This is a genomic window from Gilliamella sp. Fer4-1 (genome assembly GCF_001690515.1).
GTDB lineage: Bacteria > Pseudomonadota > Gammaproteobacteria > Enterobacterales > Orbaceae > Gilliamella > Gilliamella apicola_C.
On sequence record NZ_LZGZ01000017.1, the window covers coordinates 1 to 16,608 of the forward strand.

General features: G+C 34.3%; 17 protein-coding genes. 10 read left to right on the plus strand and 7 right to left on the minus strand.

What is annotated here, in order from left to right; all coding sequences use genetic code 11:
* Positions 1 to 198: 198 nt before the first annotated feature.
* Genes A9G30_RS00405 through trmB form a run of 3 tightly spaced genes read right to left on the minus strand, consistent with a single transcriptional unit; the run spans position 199 to position 2,804 of the window.
* Positions 199 to 1,362: a histidine-type phosphatase gene (locus A9G30_RS00405; RefSeq protein WP_176700811.1), complete on the minus strand. Its 1,164-nt coding sequence runs from the start codon at positions 1,360 to 1,362 to the stop codon at positions 199 to 201.
* Positions 1,359 to 2,084, minus strand: a complete 726-nt coding sequence (nfsA, locus tag A9G30_RS00410; RefSeq protein ID WP_065587714.1) for an oxygen-insensitive NADPH nitroreductase — start codon at positions 2,082 to 2,084, stop codon at positions 1,359 to 1,361. Before nfsA ends, A9G30_RS00405 begins: the two co-directional genes overlap by 4 nt.
* Before the next feature lie 15 nt (positions 2,085 to 2,099).
* Positions 2,100 to 2,804, minus strand: a complete 705-nt coding sequence (gene trmB, locus A9G30_RS00415; RefSeq protein WP_065587715.1) for a tRNA (guanosine(46)-N7)-methyltransferase TrmB — start codon at positions 2,802 to 2,804, stop codon at positions 2,100 to 2,102.
* Between the two features lie 240 nt (positions 2,805 to 3,044).
* Here trmB and A9G30_RS00420 point away from each other — a divergent pair, with 240 nt between their 5' ends.
* Complete coding sequence (locus A9G30_RS00420) at positions 3,045 to 3,992, plus strand: ribose-phosphate pyrophosphokinase (RefSeq protein ID WP_065587716.1); 948 nt, start codon at positions 3,045 to 3,047, stop codon at positions 3,990 to 3,992.
* Between the two features lie 71 nt (positions 3,993 to 4,063).
* Positions 4,064 to 4,654: an aminoacyl-tRNA hydrolase gene (gene pth, locus A9G30_RS00425; protein ID WP_065587717.1), complete on the plus strand. Its 591-nt coding sequence runs from the start codon at positions 4,064 to 4,066 to the stop codon at positions 4,652 to 4,654.
* An 89-nt stretch (positions 4,655 to 4,743) separates the two neighbouring features.
* Here the strand turns inward: pth and A9G30_RS00430 are convergent, their stop codons facing one another.
* The 3 genes from A9G30_RS00430 to A9G30_RS00440 form a co-directional block, all read right to left on the minus strand.
* Positions 4,744 to 5,175 carry a DUF3597 domain-containing protein gene (locus A9G30_RS00430; RefSeq protein WP_065567627.1) on the minus strand — a complete coding sequence of 144 codons (432 nt, stop codon included), beginning with the start codon at positions 5,173 to 5,175 and terminating at the stop codon, positions 4,744 to 4,746.
* Positions 5,176 to 5,432: 257 nt separating this feature from the next.
* Complete coding sequence (gene uxuA / locus A9G30_RS00435; protein ID WP_065582389.1) at positions 5,433 to 6,614, minus strand: mannonate dehydratase; 1,182 nt, start codon at positions 6,612 to 6,614, stop codon at positions 5,433 to 5,435.
* A 75-nt stretch (positions 6,615 to 6,689) separates the two neighbouring features.
* The gene (locus tag A9G30_RS00440; RefSeq protein WP_065582390.1) at positions 6,690 to 7,451 is read right to left on the minus strand and encodes a GntR family transcriptional regulator; all 762 of its coding nucleotides are present in this window, start codon (positions 7,449 to 7,451) and stop codon (positions 6,690 to 6,692) included.
* Between the two features lie 273 nt (positions 7,452 to 7,724).
* On the opposite strand from A9G30_RS00440, the gene A9G30_RS00445 reads away from it, so the two are divergent.
* The 8 genes from A9G30_RS00445 to rpmE all read left to right on the plus strand — a co-directional run bounded on the left by A9G30_RS00445 (position 7,725) and on the right by rpmE (position 16,067).
* Entirely contained in the window at positions 7,725 to 9,194 is a 1,470-nt protein-coding gene (locus A9G30_RS00445) for a mannitol dehydrogenase family protein (protein WP_065582391.1), read from the plus strand.
* 16 nt (positions 9,195 to 9,210) lie between these two features.
* Positions 9,211 to 10,617 carry a glucuronate isomerase gene (uxaC, locus tag A9G30_RS00450; protein ID WP_065582474.1) on the plus strand — a complete coding sequence of 469 codons (1,407 nt, stop codon included), beginning with the start codon at positions 9,211 to 9,213 and terminating at the stop codon, positions 10,615 to 10,617.
* Positions 10,618 to 10,658: 41 nt separating this feature from the next.
* Positions 10,659 to 11,921 carry an MFS transporter gene (locus tag A9G30_RS00455; RefSeq protein WP_065582392.1) on the plus strand — a complete coding sequence of 421 codons (1,263 nt, stop codon included), beginning with the start codon at positions 10,659 to 10,661 and terminating at the stop codon, positions 11,919 to 11,921.
* Positions 11,922 to 12,159: 238 nt separating this feature from the next.
* On the plus strand, positions 12,160 to 12,621 hold the full coding sequence (locus A9G30_RS00460; protein WP_065582393.1) for a DUF721 domain-containing protein: 462 nt from the start codon (positions 12,160 to 12,162) through the stop codon (positions 12,619 to 12,621).
* A 62-nt stretch (positions 12,622 to 12,683) separates the two neighbouring features.
* Positions 12,684 to 13,094: a YhcB family protein gene (locus tag A9G30_RS00465; protein ID WP_065587718.1), complete on the plus strand. Its 411-nt coding sequence runs from the start codon at positions 12,684 to 12,686 to the stop codon at positions 13,092 to 13,094.
* Positions 13,095 to 13,174: 80 nt separating this feature from the next.
* The gene (locus A9G30_RS00470) at positions 13,175 to 14,548 is read left to right on the plus strand and encodes a Do family serine endopeptidase (RefSeq protein WP_065582395.1); all 1,374 of its coding nucleotides are present in this window, start codon (positions 13,175 to 13,177) and stop codon (positions 14,546 to 14,548) included.
* Positions 14,549 to 14,658: 110 nt separating this feature from the next.
* A complete protein-coding gene (gene degS, locus A9G30_RS00475) occupies positions 14,659 to 15,711 on the plus strand; it encodes an outer membrane-stress sensor serine endopeptidase DegS (RefSeq protein WP_065582396.1) in 1,053 nt (350 codons plus the stop codon).
* Between the two features lie 140 nt (positions 15,712 to 15,851).
* Positions 15,852 to 16,067 carry a 50S ribosomal protein L31 gene (gene rpmE / locus A9G30_RS00480; protein WP_065567636.1) on the plus strand — a complete coding sequence of 72 codons (216 nt, stop codon included), beginning with the start codon at positions 15,852 to 15,854 and terminating at the stop codon, positions 16,065 to 16,067.
* Positions 16,068 to 16,162: 95 nt separating this feature from the next.
* Here the strand turns inward: rpmE and metJ are convergent, their stop codons facing one another.
* Positions 16,163 to 16,480, minus strand: coding sequence for a met regulon transcriptional regulator MetJ (metJ, locus tag A9G30_RS00485; protein WP_065582397.1), 318 nt, complete (start codon positions 16,478 to 16,480; stop codon positions 16,163 to 16,165).
* Positions 16,481 to 16,608 lie beyond the last annotated feature (128 nt).

Sequence of the window (16,608 nt, forward strand, 5' to 3'; positions counted from 1 at the left end):
AATTATATTATTGTGCTAATTTAGCTTACTTGAATATTATACCTGCCTAATATTCAAGTAAGCCCAACAATAAATATTTATACTAAAATGTAATTCTACCTGAAACGTTTTGATAATTAACCTTTTGCTAAATAAAATTAGCCTAACTTTTATAATTATTAGCTATTTATGGTGTTAGCCGGATAATTGAATCGTGCATTATTTTGTTATAAAAGGTTTCATTCGTTTTTCAAAGTCTAACCAATCGTAATAACCATCACTATTAACAGAAGCATTGTTCAAATGTAATTGATAATGTTGTGGTGGATTATTGGCATCAAGCGCTTGCCCGCTATGTAGTTGTTCAAAGCTTTGATAAATATATTCGGCTTTAAAAAAGTATTTATCTGTAGGTAGGTGACGAAAACGTTGTAAAGTGATCTTGCCACCAATAGGTGTTGTTTCAAATTGATTTGGTAGTTGATAGTCTTTAAAGTCTAATGCACCAAGTAATGCGGCAATAGTGCTATCATGACCAACAAGTAGGTTTACTTTATTATCTCGTTGTATTAGATCACTTATCATATTGATAATGAGGATAGCAGAATGTTTAGCAAGCGTTTTAGATTGGAAAACTAAACGAATATATTGATTACGAATAGCGATAATTTGTTGCCACTGTTCTTGGCTAGTTAGTCTTCCCCATGCAATTTGTTCTTTTGGAAAAGCTGAATAGTATTGTAATAAAAACGCATCAACGGCCGAAGTTCCTATTGCAAGAGGTCCAAGTAGCGCTGGTTCTTCATGTTTTTTGAAATAGAGTTGTGATGGGATTTTAGCTAAATTACACTGATATTCAGCATATAATTTTGAGTGTTTATAATCTAAAATATCGGAAAGGATTTGATAAGCAGGGGCTAGATTTTCAAAGATGTTGGTGGCTTTGTTGGCTTCTTTAATATCGTTCAATACTGCATATTTAAATTCTGGCGAATCATCTCGCAAACTAGGATCGAAAATAGGATCCATATTTTCAATAGAATATTTGTGATGAATAGGAATATCATACCCAGCAAAGGCGCCAATTGTCAGGAATTGAGCGGTTGCAACTGTTCTTTGCAGGCTGTTAGCATACACAAATAATTTGGTATCGGTTTTTGATAATTTTATATTGTGTTTTTCAAGCCAAGTTGATAAATAGTGGCCAAAATAGGCTTCTAACACGCCACCTCGTGTTGTTAAATAACCATATGGATGGTTCCATTTTGGCCATTTAAAAGGCGTTGCTTTTTCTAAAAACTGTAAAGTATTGTGTAATGGAGTACGAATACCGTGGCGACTAATTATGACGACTTTATCTAGCTGATAATGATTATTATTCATTTGATGATCCATCCTTGTTTATGCAAATAATTTAAAACAAAATCGCGTTGCTCGTTGTTTATTGTATTCACAATTTTACTGCTCCAACCGCCAGCTTTTTGATTAGTACTACGAGCTTTATAGTAATCATCCATTTGAACATCATATTTTGCCAAAATTTCCCTATCAATGGAGCGATAATGGTTCTCAAAAAAGACTAGATCTTGTGGTAATCTTGGTTTTATTTCTGGATTATCATCTGGATAGCCAAGGCAAAGTCCAAAAAGTGGAAGGACGTATTTGGGCAAGTCAAGTAATTGAGTAACTTTATCAAGGCTGTTGCGCAATCCGCCAATGTATACAGCACCTAATCCTAATGATTCGGCTGCGGTTACGGCATTTTGTGCCATAATTGCTGTATCAACACAGCCCAATAATAGCTGCTCTGCTTTGCCAAGATTAAGTTTTGGATCAATTTGATAATGGCGATTAAAATCGGCGCAAAACACCCAAAATTCAGGTGTTTGGATAACATACTTTTGATCGCCTGCATAATGAGCCAGCATTTCTCGCTTATTGGTGTCTGTAATACGAATAATGGTCGAACATTGAATCAAATTAGAACTAGAAGCCGACTGTGCTGCGCTAACAATTAAAGCTATTTGCTCTTGAGTTAAACTAGTTGTTTTATAATCACGAATAGAGCGGTGTCGACAAAGTAGAACGATGGTTTCATTTTGCATAGTGGCTCCTTATTATTATTTGTTTACAAATTGAAGATCCCAAACGCCATGACCTAAATTTTGACCTCGTTTTTCAAATTTAGTAATTGGTCTATCATCAGGTCTTGGAATATAGTTACTGCTTGGCGATAAGTTTTCAAAACCTTCAGCTTGGGTTAAAACCTCTAACATATGTTCTGCATAATGTTGCCAATCAGTAGCTAGGTGCAAAATCCCACCTAATTTTAATTTTTGTCGAATTAACTGTACAAATTGGGGTTGAATAATACGGCGCTTATTATGTCTTGCTTTATGCCAAGGATCAGGAAAAAAAATTTGTACTTTGTCTAATGTATGATTAGGGATCATATTTTCTAATACTTCAATAGCGTCATGGCACATCACTTTTAAGTTCGATAATTGGTTTTCTTCAATAGCCATTAAACAAGCCCCCACCCCTGGCTTGTGCACTTCAATGCCTAAAAAGTTTTTATTAGGTGCATTTTTGGCCATTTCAATTAATGAAGCCCCCATACCAAATCCAATTTCCAAAACGGCTGGTTTGCCAGTAGCAAAATAAATGGGTGAATTAGCATCATACTCAATCCCAAAAACAGGCCATAAATTGTTTAGTGCTTGTTCTTGCCCTTTCGTTAAACGACCTTGTCGTAAAACAAAACTACGAATGGTTCTTTTAGATTTGATATTTTCGTTATCTGAGTTTAATTGTTCGTTCATCACAGTATCTACTTAGGTTATGAAATTTATTAAAGCTAATTGATAGTTTGCTTGCTAGTTTACTCGATTTTTTCCTCACAGCAAAAGTATCTTACAGTTGAATTTTTTAATGAATGATTTATAAAAACTTATCAAATATTTTTATATTGTGGTTGAGCATGATAGATAAATGATTATATAATTATAGCCCCGATTTAACCGATTACGATTAAGTAATCATCAATACATGCTTGAGGATTTCTCGTGCCTGATATGAAGCTTTTTGCTGGTAATGCCACACCCGAACTAGCAAAGCGTATAGCTAATCGCCTTTATACTTCACTTGGTGACATTGTGGTAAGCCGTTTTAGTGATGGTGAAGTTAATGTCCAAATCAATGAAAATGTCCGTGGTGAAGATGTTTTTATTATTCAATCAACTTGTGCTCCTACCAATGACAATTTAATGGAATTACTAGTCATGATCGACGCTATGCGACGTGCATCAGCGGGTCGTATTACTGCTGTTATTCCTTATTTTGGTTATGCAAGGCAAGATCGCCGAGTTCGTTCAGCTCGTGTACCTATTACCGCTAAAGTTGTTGCTGATTTTTTATCCACCGTTGGTGTTGATAGGGTTTTAACCGTTGATCTTCATGCAGAACAAATTCAGGGTTTTTTTGATGTACCTGTCGATAACGTATTTGGTAGCCCTGTGATTTTAGAAGATATGTTGCAGCGTGAGTTTGAGCGCCCAATCGTGGTTTCACCTGATATTGGCGGTGTTGTTCGAGCTCGAGCTATTGCAAAACTCCTTAATGATACTGATATGGCAATTATTGATAAGCGTCGTCAGCGTGCAAATGAAGCTGAAGTAATGAATATCATTGGTGATGTTGCGGATAGAGATTGTATCTTAGTGGATGATATGATTGATACTGCGGGAACACTTTGTAAAGCAGCTGATGCTTTAAAAGCGCGAGGTGCCAAAAGAGTATTTGCTTATGCTACCCACCCGATTTTTTCAGGTAAAGCAGTAAGTAACATTAAAAACTGTGCCATTGATGAAATTGTTGTTTGTGACACGATTCCATTAACGGCTGAAGTAAAAGCATTGAAAAATGTTCGCCAATTAACTTTATCGGGTATGCTTGCTGAAGCAATTCGTCGGATTAGTAACGAAGAATCAATTTCAGCTATGTTTCATCAATAACCTATTTTATCATTGGTATAATGCCCCTTTTGGGGCATTTTTATCGATAAAATCAATGACAATAAAATATTATGACAACGATAAAACTGATTGTAGGACTCGGCAATCCTGGAAATGAATATGCAGCAACAAGGCACAATGCAGGTGCGTGGTTTGTTAATCAATTGGCTGAACGTTATAATCAATCATTAAAAAATGAACAAAAATTTTGGGGTTACACATCACGAATCAATATTTCAGGCCATGATGTACGTTTATTAGTTCCAATTACTTTCATGAATTTAAGTGGTAAAGCTGTTCAAGCTATGGCGACGTTTTACCAAATAAAGCCAGAAGAGATCTTAGTTGCACATGATGAACTCGACTTAAATCCCGGAATAGCTAAACTTAAGTTTGGCGGTAGTCATGGTGGGCATAATGGGCTAAAAGATATTGCTAATAAATTAGGTAATAATTTAAATTTTTATCGGTTAAGAATTGGTATTGGACATCCTGGCGATAAAAATAAAGTTGTTGGTTACGTTCTTACCCCCCCCTCTAAACCAGAGCAAGCGTTAATTGATCAAGCTATTGATGAATCAGTGCGCTGTACTGAGATTATATTATCACAGGGGATTGATGCTGCGATGAACCAATTACACGCTTTTAAGGCAATTTGTTGATTTAGCGCGAAAGGGTACAATAACTAATTGACTATTATAAAAAATCCACCCAATATTGGGTGGATTGCTATTATTTTAAGATGGGAAAATCAAGAAAATAAATGAGTAATATTGCCACCTTTCTCTGCAATTTTCTTCATAACTTCTTTAATTAACCAAGTATTCATTGCTGCTGTATCATCAGTGCTACCGGTATAATTCAGCTCTTGCGCTAATTTTTTACGCGCATCTAAACTACTATCTATGCCTAACAATTTCAACAAGTCAACAATAGATGTTTTCCAGTTAAGCGCTTCAGGATGTTTTTTAGCTAAATTATCAAGAATAGACGTAACATCAACATTTGATGCTGATGTGCTCTGCTCTGTCTTTTCCTTAACCTGTTCAGTACCTTTTGATACTGTATCTTTAACAGAGCCAGTTATATCTCCGACTTTATCTTTTACTGCCTCAACAGCATGATCTACTGTTGCTTGAGCACTAGGAAACACTTTAGAAAAAATATTATTTAAGATACCCATATTACACCTCTTAATTTTAAACTGCTTATAAAAAACCGCTTAATGATATAGATGTAGAAAATATCGTAATTAATATAACCCTTAAAGGGATAGAATGTCAAAATAGTTATGCTTTAATAGCATTTTATGTATTACGATAAAGTGTTTGCCAAGATATAAAACAATTATTTAGATTTTTAAATTATTTTATATCAAAAAAATGCCCTTAAAAGGGCATTAGAATTGTTAGAATTTTGATTAATTATAATTTAGTTCAACTAGTTAAAAAAAGCTCGAAGGATAGCATACTCAACACCACGAATTTCGGCTAAACCTCGTAAACGGCCTATAGCTGAATAGCCTGGATTTGTCTTTTTCTTCAGATCATCCAACATTTGATGTCCATGATCTGGACGAACAGGGATTGAGCGTTTGATTCCTGCTTTTTTACGTCTCTGTTCTTCTGTAATGAGCGCCTTTATTACGGCATACATGTCAACATCACCAGCTAAATGATCGCCTTCATGAAAAGATAATGGGTTTTCTTCTCTAACTGTTGCTCGCAAATGAATAAAATGAACACGGTCAGCAAATTTTTTAGCCATTATTGCCAAATCATTATCGCTACGAACTCCATAAGAACCAGTACAAAAACAAAAACCATTATGTATGCTGTCAACAGTTTCTTTTATCCACTGCATATCTTCAATTGTTGATACTATTCGCGGTAACCCTAGAATTGGTCGAGGGGGATCATCTGGGTGAACAGTTAAGACAATACCAACTTCTTCTGCAACGGGTACAATAGCTTTTAAAAAAAGGGCATAATTTTCACGTAACTTAACTTTATCAATCCCATCATAAGTTGCAAGATGCGCCCTAAACTGATCAAGTGAATAGCCTTCTTCTGCGCCAGGTAAACCGGCAATGATGTTTGCAATAAGTTTATCTTTATCGGCTTGAGTCATTTTTTCAAAATAAGATTTAGCTAAAACAGTATCTTCTTTTGAGTAATCTTTTTCTGCATTAGGTCTTTGTAGTATATAGATATCGAATGCTGCAAATGCCACTTGATCAAAACGCAAGGCCTTTGAGCCATCAGGTAACTCGTAAGCAAGATCTGTACGGGTCCAATCTAAAACGGGCATAAAATTATAACAAACAGTATCAATACCACACGTAGCTAAATTCCGAATAGATTGTTTGTAATTTTCAATATGCTGCAAAACGTTTCCTGTGTGGGTTTTTATTTCTTCATGAACAGGAATACTTTCTACAACAGACCATGTTAATCCTTTATCTTCAATAATATTTTTTCGTTTTTGAATTTCTTCAATGGTCCAAACTTCTCCATTGGGAATATGGTGTAAAGCTGTAACAATTCCAGTTGCTCCAGCTTGTTTAATATCATCTAATGATACTGGGTCATTTGGTCCAAACCAACGCATCGTTTGTTCCATATAAATCTCCTTCACGATTTCATTTTGTTATTTCTAAAATAATAAAGATCTATAAACAATGCTGATTATTATTACCTATTGATTAACAATGTTAACCGGAATTGAGTCAAATAAATAACCATCAAAATTTGGATCTTCGCTATCCGAAACTGCCATTAATGTTTGTTTAACATTTTCTAAATGTTGCCACATAGCATGACGTGCGGCCATTGCATCTTTTACCTGTAAGGTTTGTAAAATTTTTTCATGATCATAAAGCCATTTTTTTCGATAACTATGATCAGTAATTCGGCTGTGTAGTTGCCCCCACATTTTGCTAGCGGTACGTTTTTGCCATAAATCATCTAACAAATTTTCAAGTATTGAATTTTTGGTTGCTCTTGCTATTGCAATATGAAACATTTCATCTGCACTGTAATCATCTAAAATACCTTGTTCTAAAATTTTTCGCTCTTGCTCTAAGATAGCTCTTAACTCAATAATATCGGATTTTACAATTTGAGATGCGGCAAAAGCGGCGATATTACTTTCAATTAATTGCCTAGCTTGTAATAGTTCAAAAGGACCAAAATCTTCTTCTTCAATCTTTTTATCTGTTTCTGATAATATTTCATTTGGTAAACCAATTACATATACGCCAGAACCTTTTTTTACTGTGACTAGATTTTCGAGTTCTAGCATAATTAGTGCTTCTCTCACTACGGTTCTACTTACATTAAAGGCTTCTGCAATATCTCTTTCAGGCGGTAATCTCTCACCAATTTTATAGGTGCCATTTTTTAATAATGATTTCAGCTCATTACCAATTTTTTGGTACAGCCGATTAACCATGAACATTATTATAATCCTTTATTTTTACGTTTATTTTGAGCAATTATACGCTAATTATTACAAGTATTAGAAGTCAATTATGGGATAAATACATTTAATTTCATAATTGGAATGCCAATATGGTTTTATATTATAGATTTTTTTGAGCATTATATATTAAATAAACCAAAAAAAGCGATATAGATCACAAAAAAGAAAAAATTGGGATGAAAAGTTTGCCAACAAATGAAAATATATCTAATCAATAAAGTAGTTAAACAGATAATCACGGTGAATAAAATGTTAAATTTATTAAATCTTCCTAAATCAATCCAATATAAACCTTTATATGACCGGGAAAAAATAACCTCACGAATTGTCCATTTGGGATTCGGTGCTTTTCACCGTGCTCATCAAGCGTTATTGACCGATCGTTTACTTAACAAGGGAAACTGTGACTGGGGTATTTGTGAAGTTAATATTGTTGGTGGTAAAGAATTAATTCATGAAATTCGTAAACAAGATCATTTGTATACTGTGTTAGAAAAAGGTGCAACATCAAAAGAAGCATTTATTATTGGCAGCGTAACAGAATCATTGTTAGCACCAACAGATGGAATAGATGCAATTTTAGAAAAAATGGCTGATCCAGTTGTTGAAATTGTTTCATTAACAGTAACAGAAAAGGGGTATTGCATGTTACCTAGTGGAGCAGGATTAGATTTGAATAATACATTAATTAAAGCTGACTTAGCGAATCCAACAAAGCCTATGTCAGCCCCTGGTGTTATTGTAGAGGCACTTTATAGAAGAATGCAACGAGGATTAAAATCCTTTACTGCTTTATCATGCGATAATATTCCTGAAAATGGATTAGCTTTAAAAAAAGCAATATTAGGATTAGCTAACGCTCGAGATCCACAATTAGCAAATTGGATTGAGTCTAATACAACATTCCCATGTACTATGGTTGACCGTATTGTCCCTGCCGCAACATCCGAAACATTAATTGAAATTGAAGATACATTAGGCGGTATGTTTGATCCATGTGGTATTGCTTGTGAACCTTTTATTCAGTGGATTATAGAAGATAATTTTGTGACTAACCGTCCTAATTGGAATGAAGTCGGTGCTGAATTCGTTGATAATGTTGTTCCATATGAAGAGATGAAACTTCGTATGTTAAATGGTAGCCATTCTTTTCTAGCCTACTTAGGCTATTTGGCTGGTTACGAGCACATTAATGATTGTATGAATGATGTTAATTATAAAAAAGCAACTTTAACATTGATGATGCAACAACAAGCACCAACACTTCACGTCCCTAGTCATGTTAATTTGCAAGAATATGCAAACAAACTTATTGAGCGTTTTAGTAATCCATCGTTAAAACATAAAACATGGCAAATTGCGATGGACGGTACTCAAAAATTGCCTCAAAGAATGTTGGATTCAATCCGTTGGCATATCAAAAATGGTTCAGATTTTTCATTGCTAGCTTTAGGGGTTGCAAGTTGGATGCGCTATGTCGGCGGCATTGATGATAATAACCAGTCAATAGATTTACGAGATCCAATGAGTGAGCAACTACAAACTATTACTAAAGCGAGTACTGATGGAGTTGAACGAGTAAATGCTTTATTACGTTTAAAGGCTGTCTTTGGTTTAGATTTGCCGAATAATGAATTATTTAAAGAAAAAGTGACAATACATTACCTTTCTTTAATGAAATATGGGGCAAAACAAACTGTCAGCAATTTATCAAACTAAGGGTGGATTAAATATAATGAAAAATTTTTTGGATGAAAACTTTTTATTACTAACTGAAACGGCACAAAGACTCTATTTTGATTATGCAGCAGATCAACCGATATATGATTATCATTGTCATTTACCGCCAAAAGATATTGCGGAAAATAAAAACTTCTGTAATTTAGCAGAGATTTGGCTTGCTGGTGATCATTATAAATGGAGAGTACTTCGTACCGCCGGTGTAGATGAGAAATTTATTACTGGTAATGCATCAGATTACGAAAAATATTTAGCTTGGGCAAAAGTGGTTCCTTTAACATTGGGCAATCCAATTTATCATTGGACTCATTTAGAGTTACGGCGTCCGTTTGGTATAAAAAACATTCTTTTTAATGAAAAAACAGCTGAAAGAATTTGGCTTCAGGCTAATGAACAATTAGCTACAAAAGAATTTTCGACAAAAGGTATTTTGAAACAAATGAATATTAGGGCAGTAGGGACTACTGATGATCCAATTGATTCACTTCAATACCATAAACAAATAAGCTTGGATGATTCCTTTGAAACTAAAGTAAGACCTAGTTGGCGACCTGATAAAGTATTTAAAATTGAATTATCTGGATTTTCTGACTATATTTCTCAATTAGGTCAGGTTTGTGATATTGAAATAAATACTTTTTCAGAGCTGCTTACTGCGTTATTAAAAAGGCTTGATCACTTTGAACAGCATGGCTGTGAAGCATCAGATCATGGTATTGAGATATTACGCTACGCAGATATCCCTTCAGAACAACAACTCAATTTAATACTCAAAAAACGTCTAAATAATCAATCTTTATCTGAATTAGAAATAGCACAATTCAGTACAGCAGTTCTTGTTTGGTTAGGTAAACAATATCATAAACGTAATTGGGTTATGCAATTACACTTAGGTGCTTTACGCAATAATAATCAACGGATGTTTAAATTGCTGGGTCCAGATGCAGGATTTGATTCAATTGGCGATAGACCAATCGCTGAACCTTTATCTTCATTATTGGGAACTTTAGATCTGACCGATGAGTTACCTAAAACAATACTATATTGCTTAAATCCTAGAGATAACGAAGTCTTAGCTACAATGGCTGGTAATTTCCAAGGTTCTGGTATCGCTGGCAAAATTCAATTTGGATCAGGGTGGTGGTTCAATGACCAAAAAGATGGCATGGAGCGTCAACTTATGCAGCTTTCACAAATGGGATTATTAAGCCAATTTGTTGGAATGTTAACTGACTCACGTAGTTTTCTCTCATTTACAAGACATGAGTATTTTAGAAGAATTTTGTGCAATATGGTTGGAAATTGGATCGAAAATGGTGAAATTCCTGCTGATTTTAATTTGGTAGGAAATATGATCAAAGATATTTGCTTCAATAATGCTAATTCTTACTTTTCTAAATAGTAACAATAATTAAAGTTTACATGGAATAATAAGGAGTAATAATGAAAATAGTACAAAAATTTAGGTGGAGCATGATATTACTTATTTGTGCAATTACCATCATTAATTACCTTGACAGAACAGCATTGGGTGTTGCTGCCCCTACTATTTTAGAAACAACAGGCATTACTAAAGAACAATATTCTTGGGTAGTAAGTGCCTTCCAGTTGGCTTATACAATTGGTCAACCAATTATGGGATTTTTTATTGATACTATTGGATTAAGGCTAGGCTTTGCTATTTGTGCTATTGTGTGGGGATTTGCAACTATGGGGCATGCATTAACTGGTACATGGCAAGGTTTAGCTTTTATGAGAGGGATAATGGGTTTCAGTGAAGCCTCAGCAATACCCGCCGGTATAAAAACAGCATCGATATGGTTTCCCGCAAAAGAACGAGGTATTGCTTCAGGCATATTTAATATGGGGACTTCATTTGGTGCAATGTTAGCTCCACCTTTAATTGCATGGTGTATTTTATTTCAAGGTTGGCAATTTGCTTTTGTTGTTTCTGGCTCTTTAGCATTGATTGCAGCACTTGCCTGGTTTACTTTTTATCGAGATCCTAAAGATTCTAAAATGCTATCGGCTGAAGAACGTGCATATATTGAGGCTGGTCAAGAGAAATATTTAGATATTGATAAAAAAGAAAAAGTTTCTATTTCATCAATTCTTTCTCAACGAAACTTTTGGGGAATTGGTATTGCACGTTTTCTTGCCGATCCTGCTTGGGGGACTATTAACTTTTGGGTACCAATATTTTTTGTTGAAACACTACACTTTAGCCTAAAAGAAATTGCTATGTTTGTTTGGTTACCTTTTTTAATGGCAGATTTAGGATGTTTAGCTAGTGGATTTGTAGCTAAATTTTTAAATGACAGAGGTTTTTCGTTAATTAGATCAAGATTAATTACTTTTTCTATAGGCGCTGTAATTATGATGACAATTGGTTTTGTAAGTGTTGTTCAAAACCCTTATTTAGCCGTGTTCTTAATTAGTTTAGGTGGTTTTTCTCATCAATTACTCTCGACCGTAGCATCAACACTTGGTGGTGATTTGTTCAAAAAAAATCAGGTCGCAACAGCCGTTGGAATGGCTGGAGCGTGTGCATGGACAGGTCAGCTAATTTTTAATCTATTTATTGGTGCTTTTGTTAACATAATTGGGTTTGGTCCTTTCTTTGTTGCATTAGCATTTTTTGATGTTATTGGTGCTATTGTTTTATGGGCTTTTATTAGAGAAAATAAGTCAAATAAGCAAAGTTAACATTAATAATTAGCTTTTATTTTTATAATAACTGGCAGATATTAATAGTATTTGCCAATTTTTTATTTTGTTCTTTTAATTTTTAGTTATTTGTGAACTTTTTTATAAAGTGTTAATTAAGTGAAAATATTCTTTTTTTAAAGGACTTTTTCATTCAAATAAGATAAATTACTTAAACATTGGTGGAAAAATATTTTTGTATTTTAGTTATTATTATTTTTTAATAAAAGGCATAATTATGCGTTATAACGAACCACAAATGTTGACGTCAATTTTGACACAAGCCTCTTCTCTGTCTAAGATTCAAGATAGAACTAATGCATTATGCTCTTTAGCTAAAGTCATTTATGATTTATTGCCTTCACCATTGAATCAACAATGCCGAGTTGCTAACTATCGTCAAGGTATGTTGATTTTAGAGGTTAGTTCAGCTTGTTGGTTAACTAGATTGAAATATGAACAAAGCAATTTAATATCTGAAATACGAAAAAATATTTTACCATCCTTATCTTCTATTCAATATCAGATTAATCCAGATATTTCGGTGAGGTGGCCACAGAGCAATTATCACAGTGATAAGTCATCTTTAGCTTCAAGCGCAATGACACAAAAAAGCGCAATGTTTTTATCTGCATTAGCAGAAAATGCACCAGACAAGTTAAAAAAACAATTGATAAAACTTGCTAACCATGCAAAATAAGCGCTGATAATTAGTTTTCAATTTTATAAAATTATATATCTTAAAGATATAAGGAGTGAATAATGGATAAAGATATGCTTACTTATCTTATAATTGGATTAGTAATTGGTTTTATTATTGGTTTTATTTTTGTAAATGTTATTAGCCCTAAGGCTCGTAAATATACCAAAGTTAAACATGAGCTAGAACAAGCAAAAGATGAATTAATAGCACAAAAACAAATGATTGCTAAACATTTTTCTCATAGTGCTGAGATATTGGATAGTATGGCTAACGATTTTCGCCGTCTTTATCAACATATGGCTGAAAGCTCTGGTCAATTTATTGATAGTGATAACGTTTCATCTTTGGATTTGGATTTTGATTCTAGTTCTAATCCCCATGAAACAAAAGAAATTACGCTTGATAAGCAACCTAGAGATTATTCGGATAATTCATCTGGTTTATTTAAAACAGATGAAAATAAATCTTAACAATTATAGTTTAATACGCCGTTAATTAATGGCAAAGCATTTTTATAGAGATTAATTTTTGTAAAAGCGAGAGTTATAAAATGATTAATTCATTAAAAGATCGAAAAAAATTGCTAAGTATTTTAGCTTTAAGTTTAGGACTAAGTTTATCTACACTTCCGAATGCTTATGCTTCTTTTCCTTCTATGACAACTGCGAATAATGCTCAGCTTCCCAGTTTAGCGCCTATGCTAGAAACGGTATTGCCTTCCGTTGTTAGTATTAAAGTAGAAGGCACTACTCAAATGCAAAATAATATGCCAGAGGAATTTAGGCGATTTTTTGGTTATCCTGATAGTCAATCAAGATCTTTTACAGGTTTAGGATCAGGTGTGATTATTGATTCTGAAAAAGGTTATGTTGTTACCAATAATCATGTTATTGATGGTGCCGATAAAATTACGGTTGCTCTAAATGATGGACATGAATTTAAAGCGAAATTAATTGGCAAAGATCCGCAAAGTGATATTGCATTACTTAAAATCGATGATGCAAAAAAATTAACGGCAATTAAATTGGCGGATTCGGATAATTTGCGTGTTGGCGATTACGCTGTTGCGATTGGTAATCCATTTGGCATTGGTCAAACGGTTACTTCTGGGATTATTTCAGCTTTGGCTCGCAGTGGACTTAATATGAATGGTTTCGAAAATTTTATCCAAACAGATGCTTCAATTAACCAAGGGAACTCTGGAGGCGCACTTATTAATTTAAATGGTGAGCTTGTTGGTATTAATACGGCGATTATTGCACCAAACGGTGGGAATGTGGGTATCGGGTTTGCTATTCCTAGTAATATGGTGAAAAGCTTAACTTCGCAACTTATTGAATTTGGTGAAGTCAAACGTGGCGTGTTAGGCATCAAAGGGAATGAGCTAACATCAGATATAGCAAAAGCATTTGATGTTGATGTTCAAAAGGGTGCTTTTGTTAGTGAAGTTATTGAAAATTCAGCAGCGCAGGCTGCAGGAATTAAATCTGGCGATATCATTATTTCGATGGACAGTAAACCCATTGATAGTTTTGCTCAATTACGTGCAAAGATTGCAACAACAGGCGCAGGGCGAACTGTAACATTAGGCTTAATTCGAGATGGTAAAAAAATGTCTGTTGAGGTAAAACTCAAAAACAGTGATGAGGCAGTAACCGAAGCAAAATCACTTCATACAGCTCTTGATGGTGCAACACTTAGTAATGGGGAAATTAAAGGGCAAAAAGGCGTTTTAATAGAAAAACTCATTAAAAACTCGCCAGCATCTCGACTTAGTTTGCAAGAAGGAGATCTTATTACTGGGGTTAATAAAGAAAGAGTAACTAACATTGCAGATCTTCGAAAAATTATTGATAGTAGCCCATCTGTAATTGCATTAAATATTATTCGTGGCAATAGCCGCTTATATTTGATTTTACGGTAATTATTTTGCTTTATTTCATCGATGTTTAGGCATCGATGAAAACATCATTTTAACCCTTATATAGATATGTTAAAATTCTAACCATTGTTCCCTCTATCATTCTGATTCCAATGCTCAAGAAAATTCTATGGTCAATATTAATTGGAACTATTTTCGCTATTATCTTATTGATTGTTTTTCCTACGTTACGAAATGGAAATCAAGTAAATTTTTCAGGATCAATTTTTAGCGATGGTCCACTAAGCTATTCTAGAGCTGTCAACGTTGCTGCTCCAGCTGTCGTTAACATTTATAGTCGTTCGATTAATTCTGTTTCCCAAACATCTCAAGATAGCCCAATTACTCCGCTTGGCTCTGGAGTAATTATGAGTAAACAGGGATATATTATTACTAACTATCACGTTGTTGAGGATGCAGAACAAATTATTGTTGCACTACAAGATGGACGAATTTTCGAGGCTTTATCAGTAGGCTCTGATAAGCTTGTTGATATTGCTGTATTAAAAATAGCTGCCTCTAATATTCCAACTATACTCATTAATCCCCAGCGTGAGCCCAAAATTGGAGATGTTGTGTTAGCTATAGGCAATCCTTACAATATAGGGCAAACTATAACACAAGGTATTATTAGTGCTACAGGTCGTGATGGGTTAAGCCCGTATAGAAGACAGAATTTTATACAAACTGATGCATCAATTAATCATGGTAATTCTGGAGGAGCGCTAGTTAATACCAAAGGTGAATTAATGGGAATTAATACCCTCACCTTTGCAAAAAACCTAGGTAATGATATTCCTGAGGGTATTGGATTTGCAATTCCAGCTTCTTTAGCTGTAAAGATCATGAATAAATTGATTCAGGATGGCAAAATTATTCGCGGTTATATAGGTATTGATGGATTAGAATTTGCTCCAACGCAAAACCCAAGTGATATGCCAATAGTATTAGGTATTTTAGTTACCAATACAGAAGGTCCTTCGTTGCAAGCAGGTGTTCTAGCTAATGATATCTTAATTATGGTAAATAATAAGCCAGTTAAATCTATTGTGGAAACAATGGATCAAATCGCTGAGTTGAAACCAGGAACGATTGTCCCCATTATAGTTTTGCGAAATGGTGAAAAAATTGAACTGCAAGTCACAATAGGTCAGCTATCAGTCTGATTGTTTTTTTATGACTTGATTATAACGGCCATTGGTCGTATAATTCGCAACCTTATCATGTTTTTTAACACTTGTGTGGTGTATAAATTCTGCTTTATAGCCATTTATATAGCGACACAAACAGACTACAGAGGTTTATTATGAAAGAAGGTATCCATCCAGAATATACTGCAATTAGCGCAACTTGCTCTTGTGGTAACGTTATTAAAACGCATTCGACTATTGGTCATGATATTCATCTTGACGTATGTGGTGAGTGTCATCCATTCTATACTGGTAAACAACGCGATGTTGCAACTGGTGGACGTGTAGATAAATTCAAGCAACGTTTTGCTATGGTTGGCGGTAAAAAATAATTTTATAACGCTTAGTAAACAAAAGGCGCATAATGCGCCTTTTGTTGTTTTTGAATATTGATTATTTTAAGTATTGTTGATTATTTAGTTGGCACTTACTCATCAAGTAAGTTAGGATCAATACCTAAATCTCGCATCATTTTCTGAGCTTGTTCAGGAATACCGTCTTCACGATCTTTTTGTAAATCATCATCGCAAGGTAATGGTTGGCCAGTATAAGCATGAAGAAAAGCTTCACATAATAATTCGCTATTTGTTGCATGACGTAAATTATTAACTTGTCGGCGGGTGCGCTCATCAGTCAATATTTTTAATACTTTTAACGGAATCGACACTGTGATTTTTTTTACTTGCTCGCTTTTTTTGCCATGCTCTGCATAGGGGCTGATATACTCGCCATTCCATTCCATAATATTTTCACCAAATTACATCATAAATAATGTGGGTAATTTTAACGTTTTTTTGATTTTGCTGCAATCTACACACCAAGATAGTTAGACGTCTAGACATGTTGACGTCTTTTTAGAATGTGTTATTCTTA

What these genes read in the sequence shown, in the direction of transcription:
- nfsA (WP_065587714.1), bottom strand. Translation starts at nt 2,084, where the DNA reads ATGCAAAATGAAACCATCGTTCTACTTTGTCGACACCGCTCTATTCGT.
- uxuA (WP_065582389.1), bottom strand. Translation starts at nt 6,614, where the DNA reads ATGGAACAAACGATGCGTTGGTTTGGACCAAATGACCCAGTATCATTA.
- A9G30_RS00430 (WP_065567627.1), bottom strand. Translation starts at nt 5,175, where the DNA reads ATGGGTATCTTAAATAATATTTTTTCTAAAGTGTTTCCTAGTGCTCAA.
- degS (WP_065582396.1), top strand. Translation starts at nt 14,659, where the DNA reads ATGCTCAAGAAAATTCTATGGTCAATATTAATTGGAACTATTTTCGCT.
- pth (WP_065587717.1), top strand. Translation starts at nt 4,064, where the DNA reads ATGACAACGATAAAACTGATTGTAGGACTCGGCAATCCTGGAAATGAA.
- rpmE (WP_065567636.1), top strand. Translation starts at nt 15,852, where the DNA reads ATGAAAGAAGGTATCCATCCAGAATATACTGCAATTAGCGCAACTTGC.
- A9G30_RS00460 (WP_065582393.1), top strand. Translation starts at nt 12,160, where the DNA reads ATGCGTTATAACGAACCACAAATGTTGACGTCAATTTTGACACAAGCC.
- A9G30_RS00455 (WP_065582392.1), top strand. Translation starts at nt 10,659, where the DNA reads ATGAAAATAGTACAAAAATTTAGGTGGAGCATGATATTACTTATTTGT.
- A9G30_RS00445 (WP_065582391.1), top strand. Translation starts at nt 7,725, where the DNA reads ATGTTAAATTTATTAAATCTTCCTAAATCAATCCAATATAAACCTTTA.
- A9G30_RS00470 (WP_065582395.1), top strand. Translation starts at nt 13,175, where the DNA reads ATGATTAATTCATTAAAAGATCGAAAAAAATTGCTAAGTATTTTAGCT.
- A9G30_RS00465 (WP_065587718.1), top strand. Translation starts at nt 12,684, where the DNA reads ATGGATAAAGATATGCTTACTTATCTTATAATTGGATTAGTAATTGGT.
- A9G30_RS00440 (WP_065582390.1), bottom strand. Translation starts at nt 7,451, where the DNA reads ATGTTCATGGTTAATCGGCTGTACCAAAAAATTGGTAATGAGCTGAAA.
- uxaC (WP_065582474.1), top strand. Translation starts at nt 9,211, where the DNA reads ATGAAAAATTTTTTGGATGAAAACTTTTTATTACTAACTGAAACGGCA.
- A9G30_RS00405 (WP_176700811.1), bottom strand. Translation starts at nt 1,362, where the DNA reads ATGAATAATAATCATTATCAGCTAGATAAAGTCGTCATAATTAGTCGC.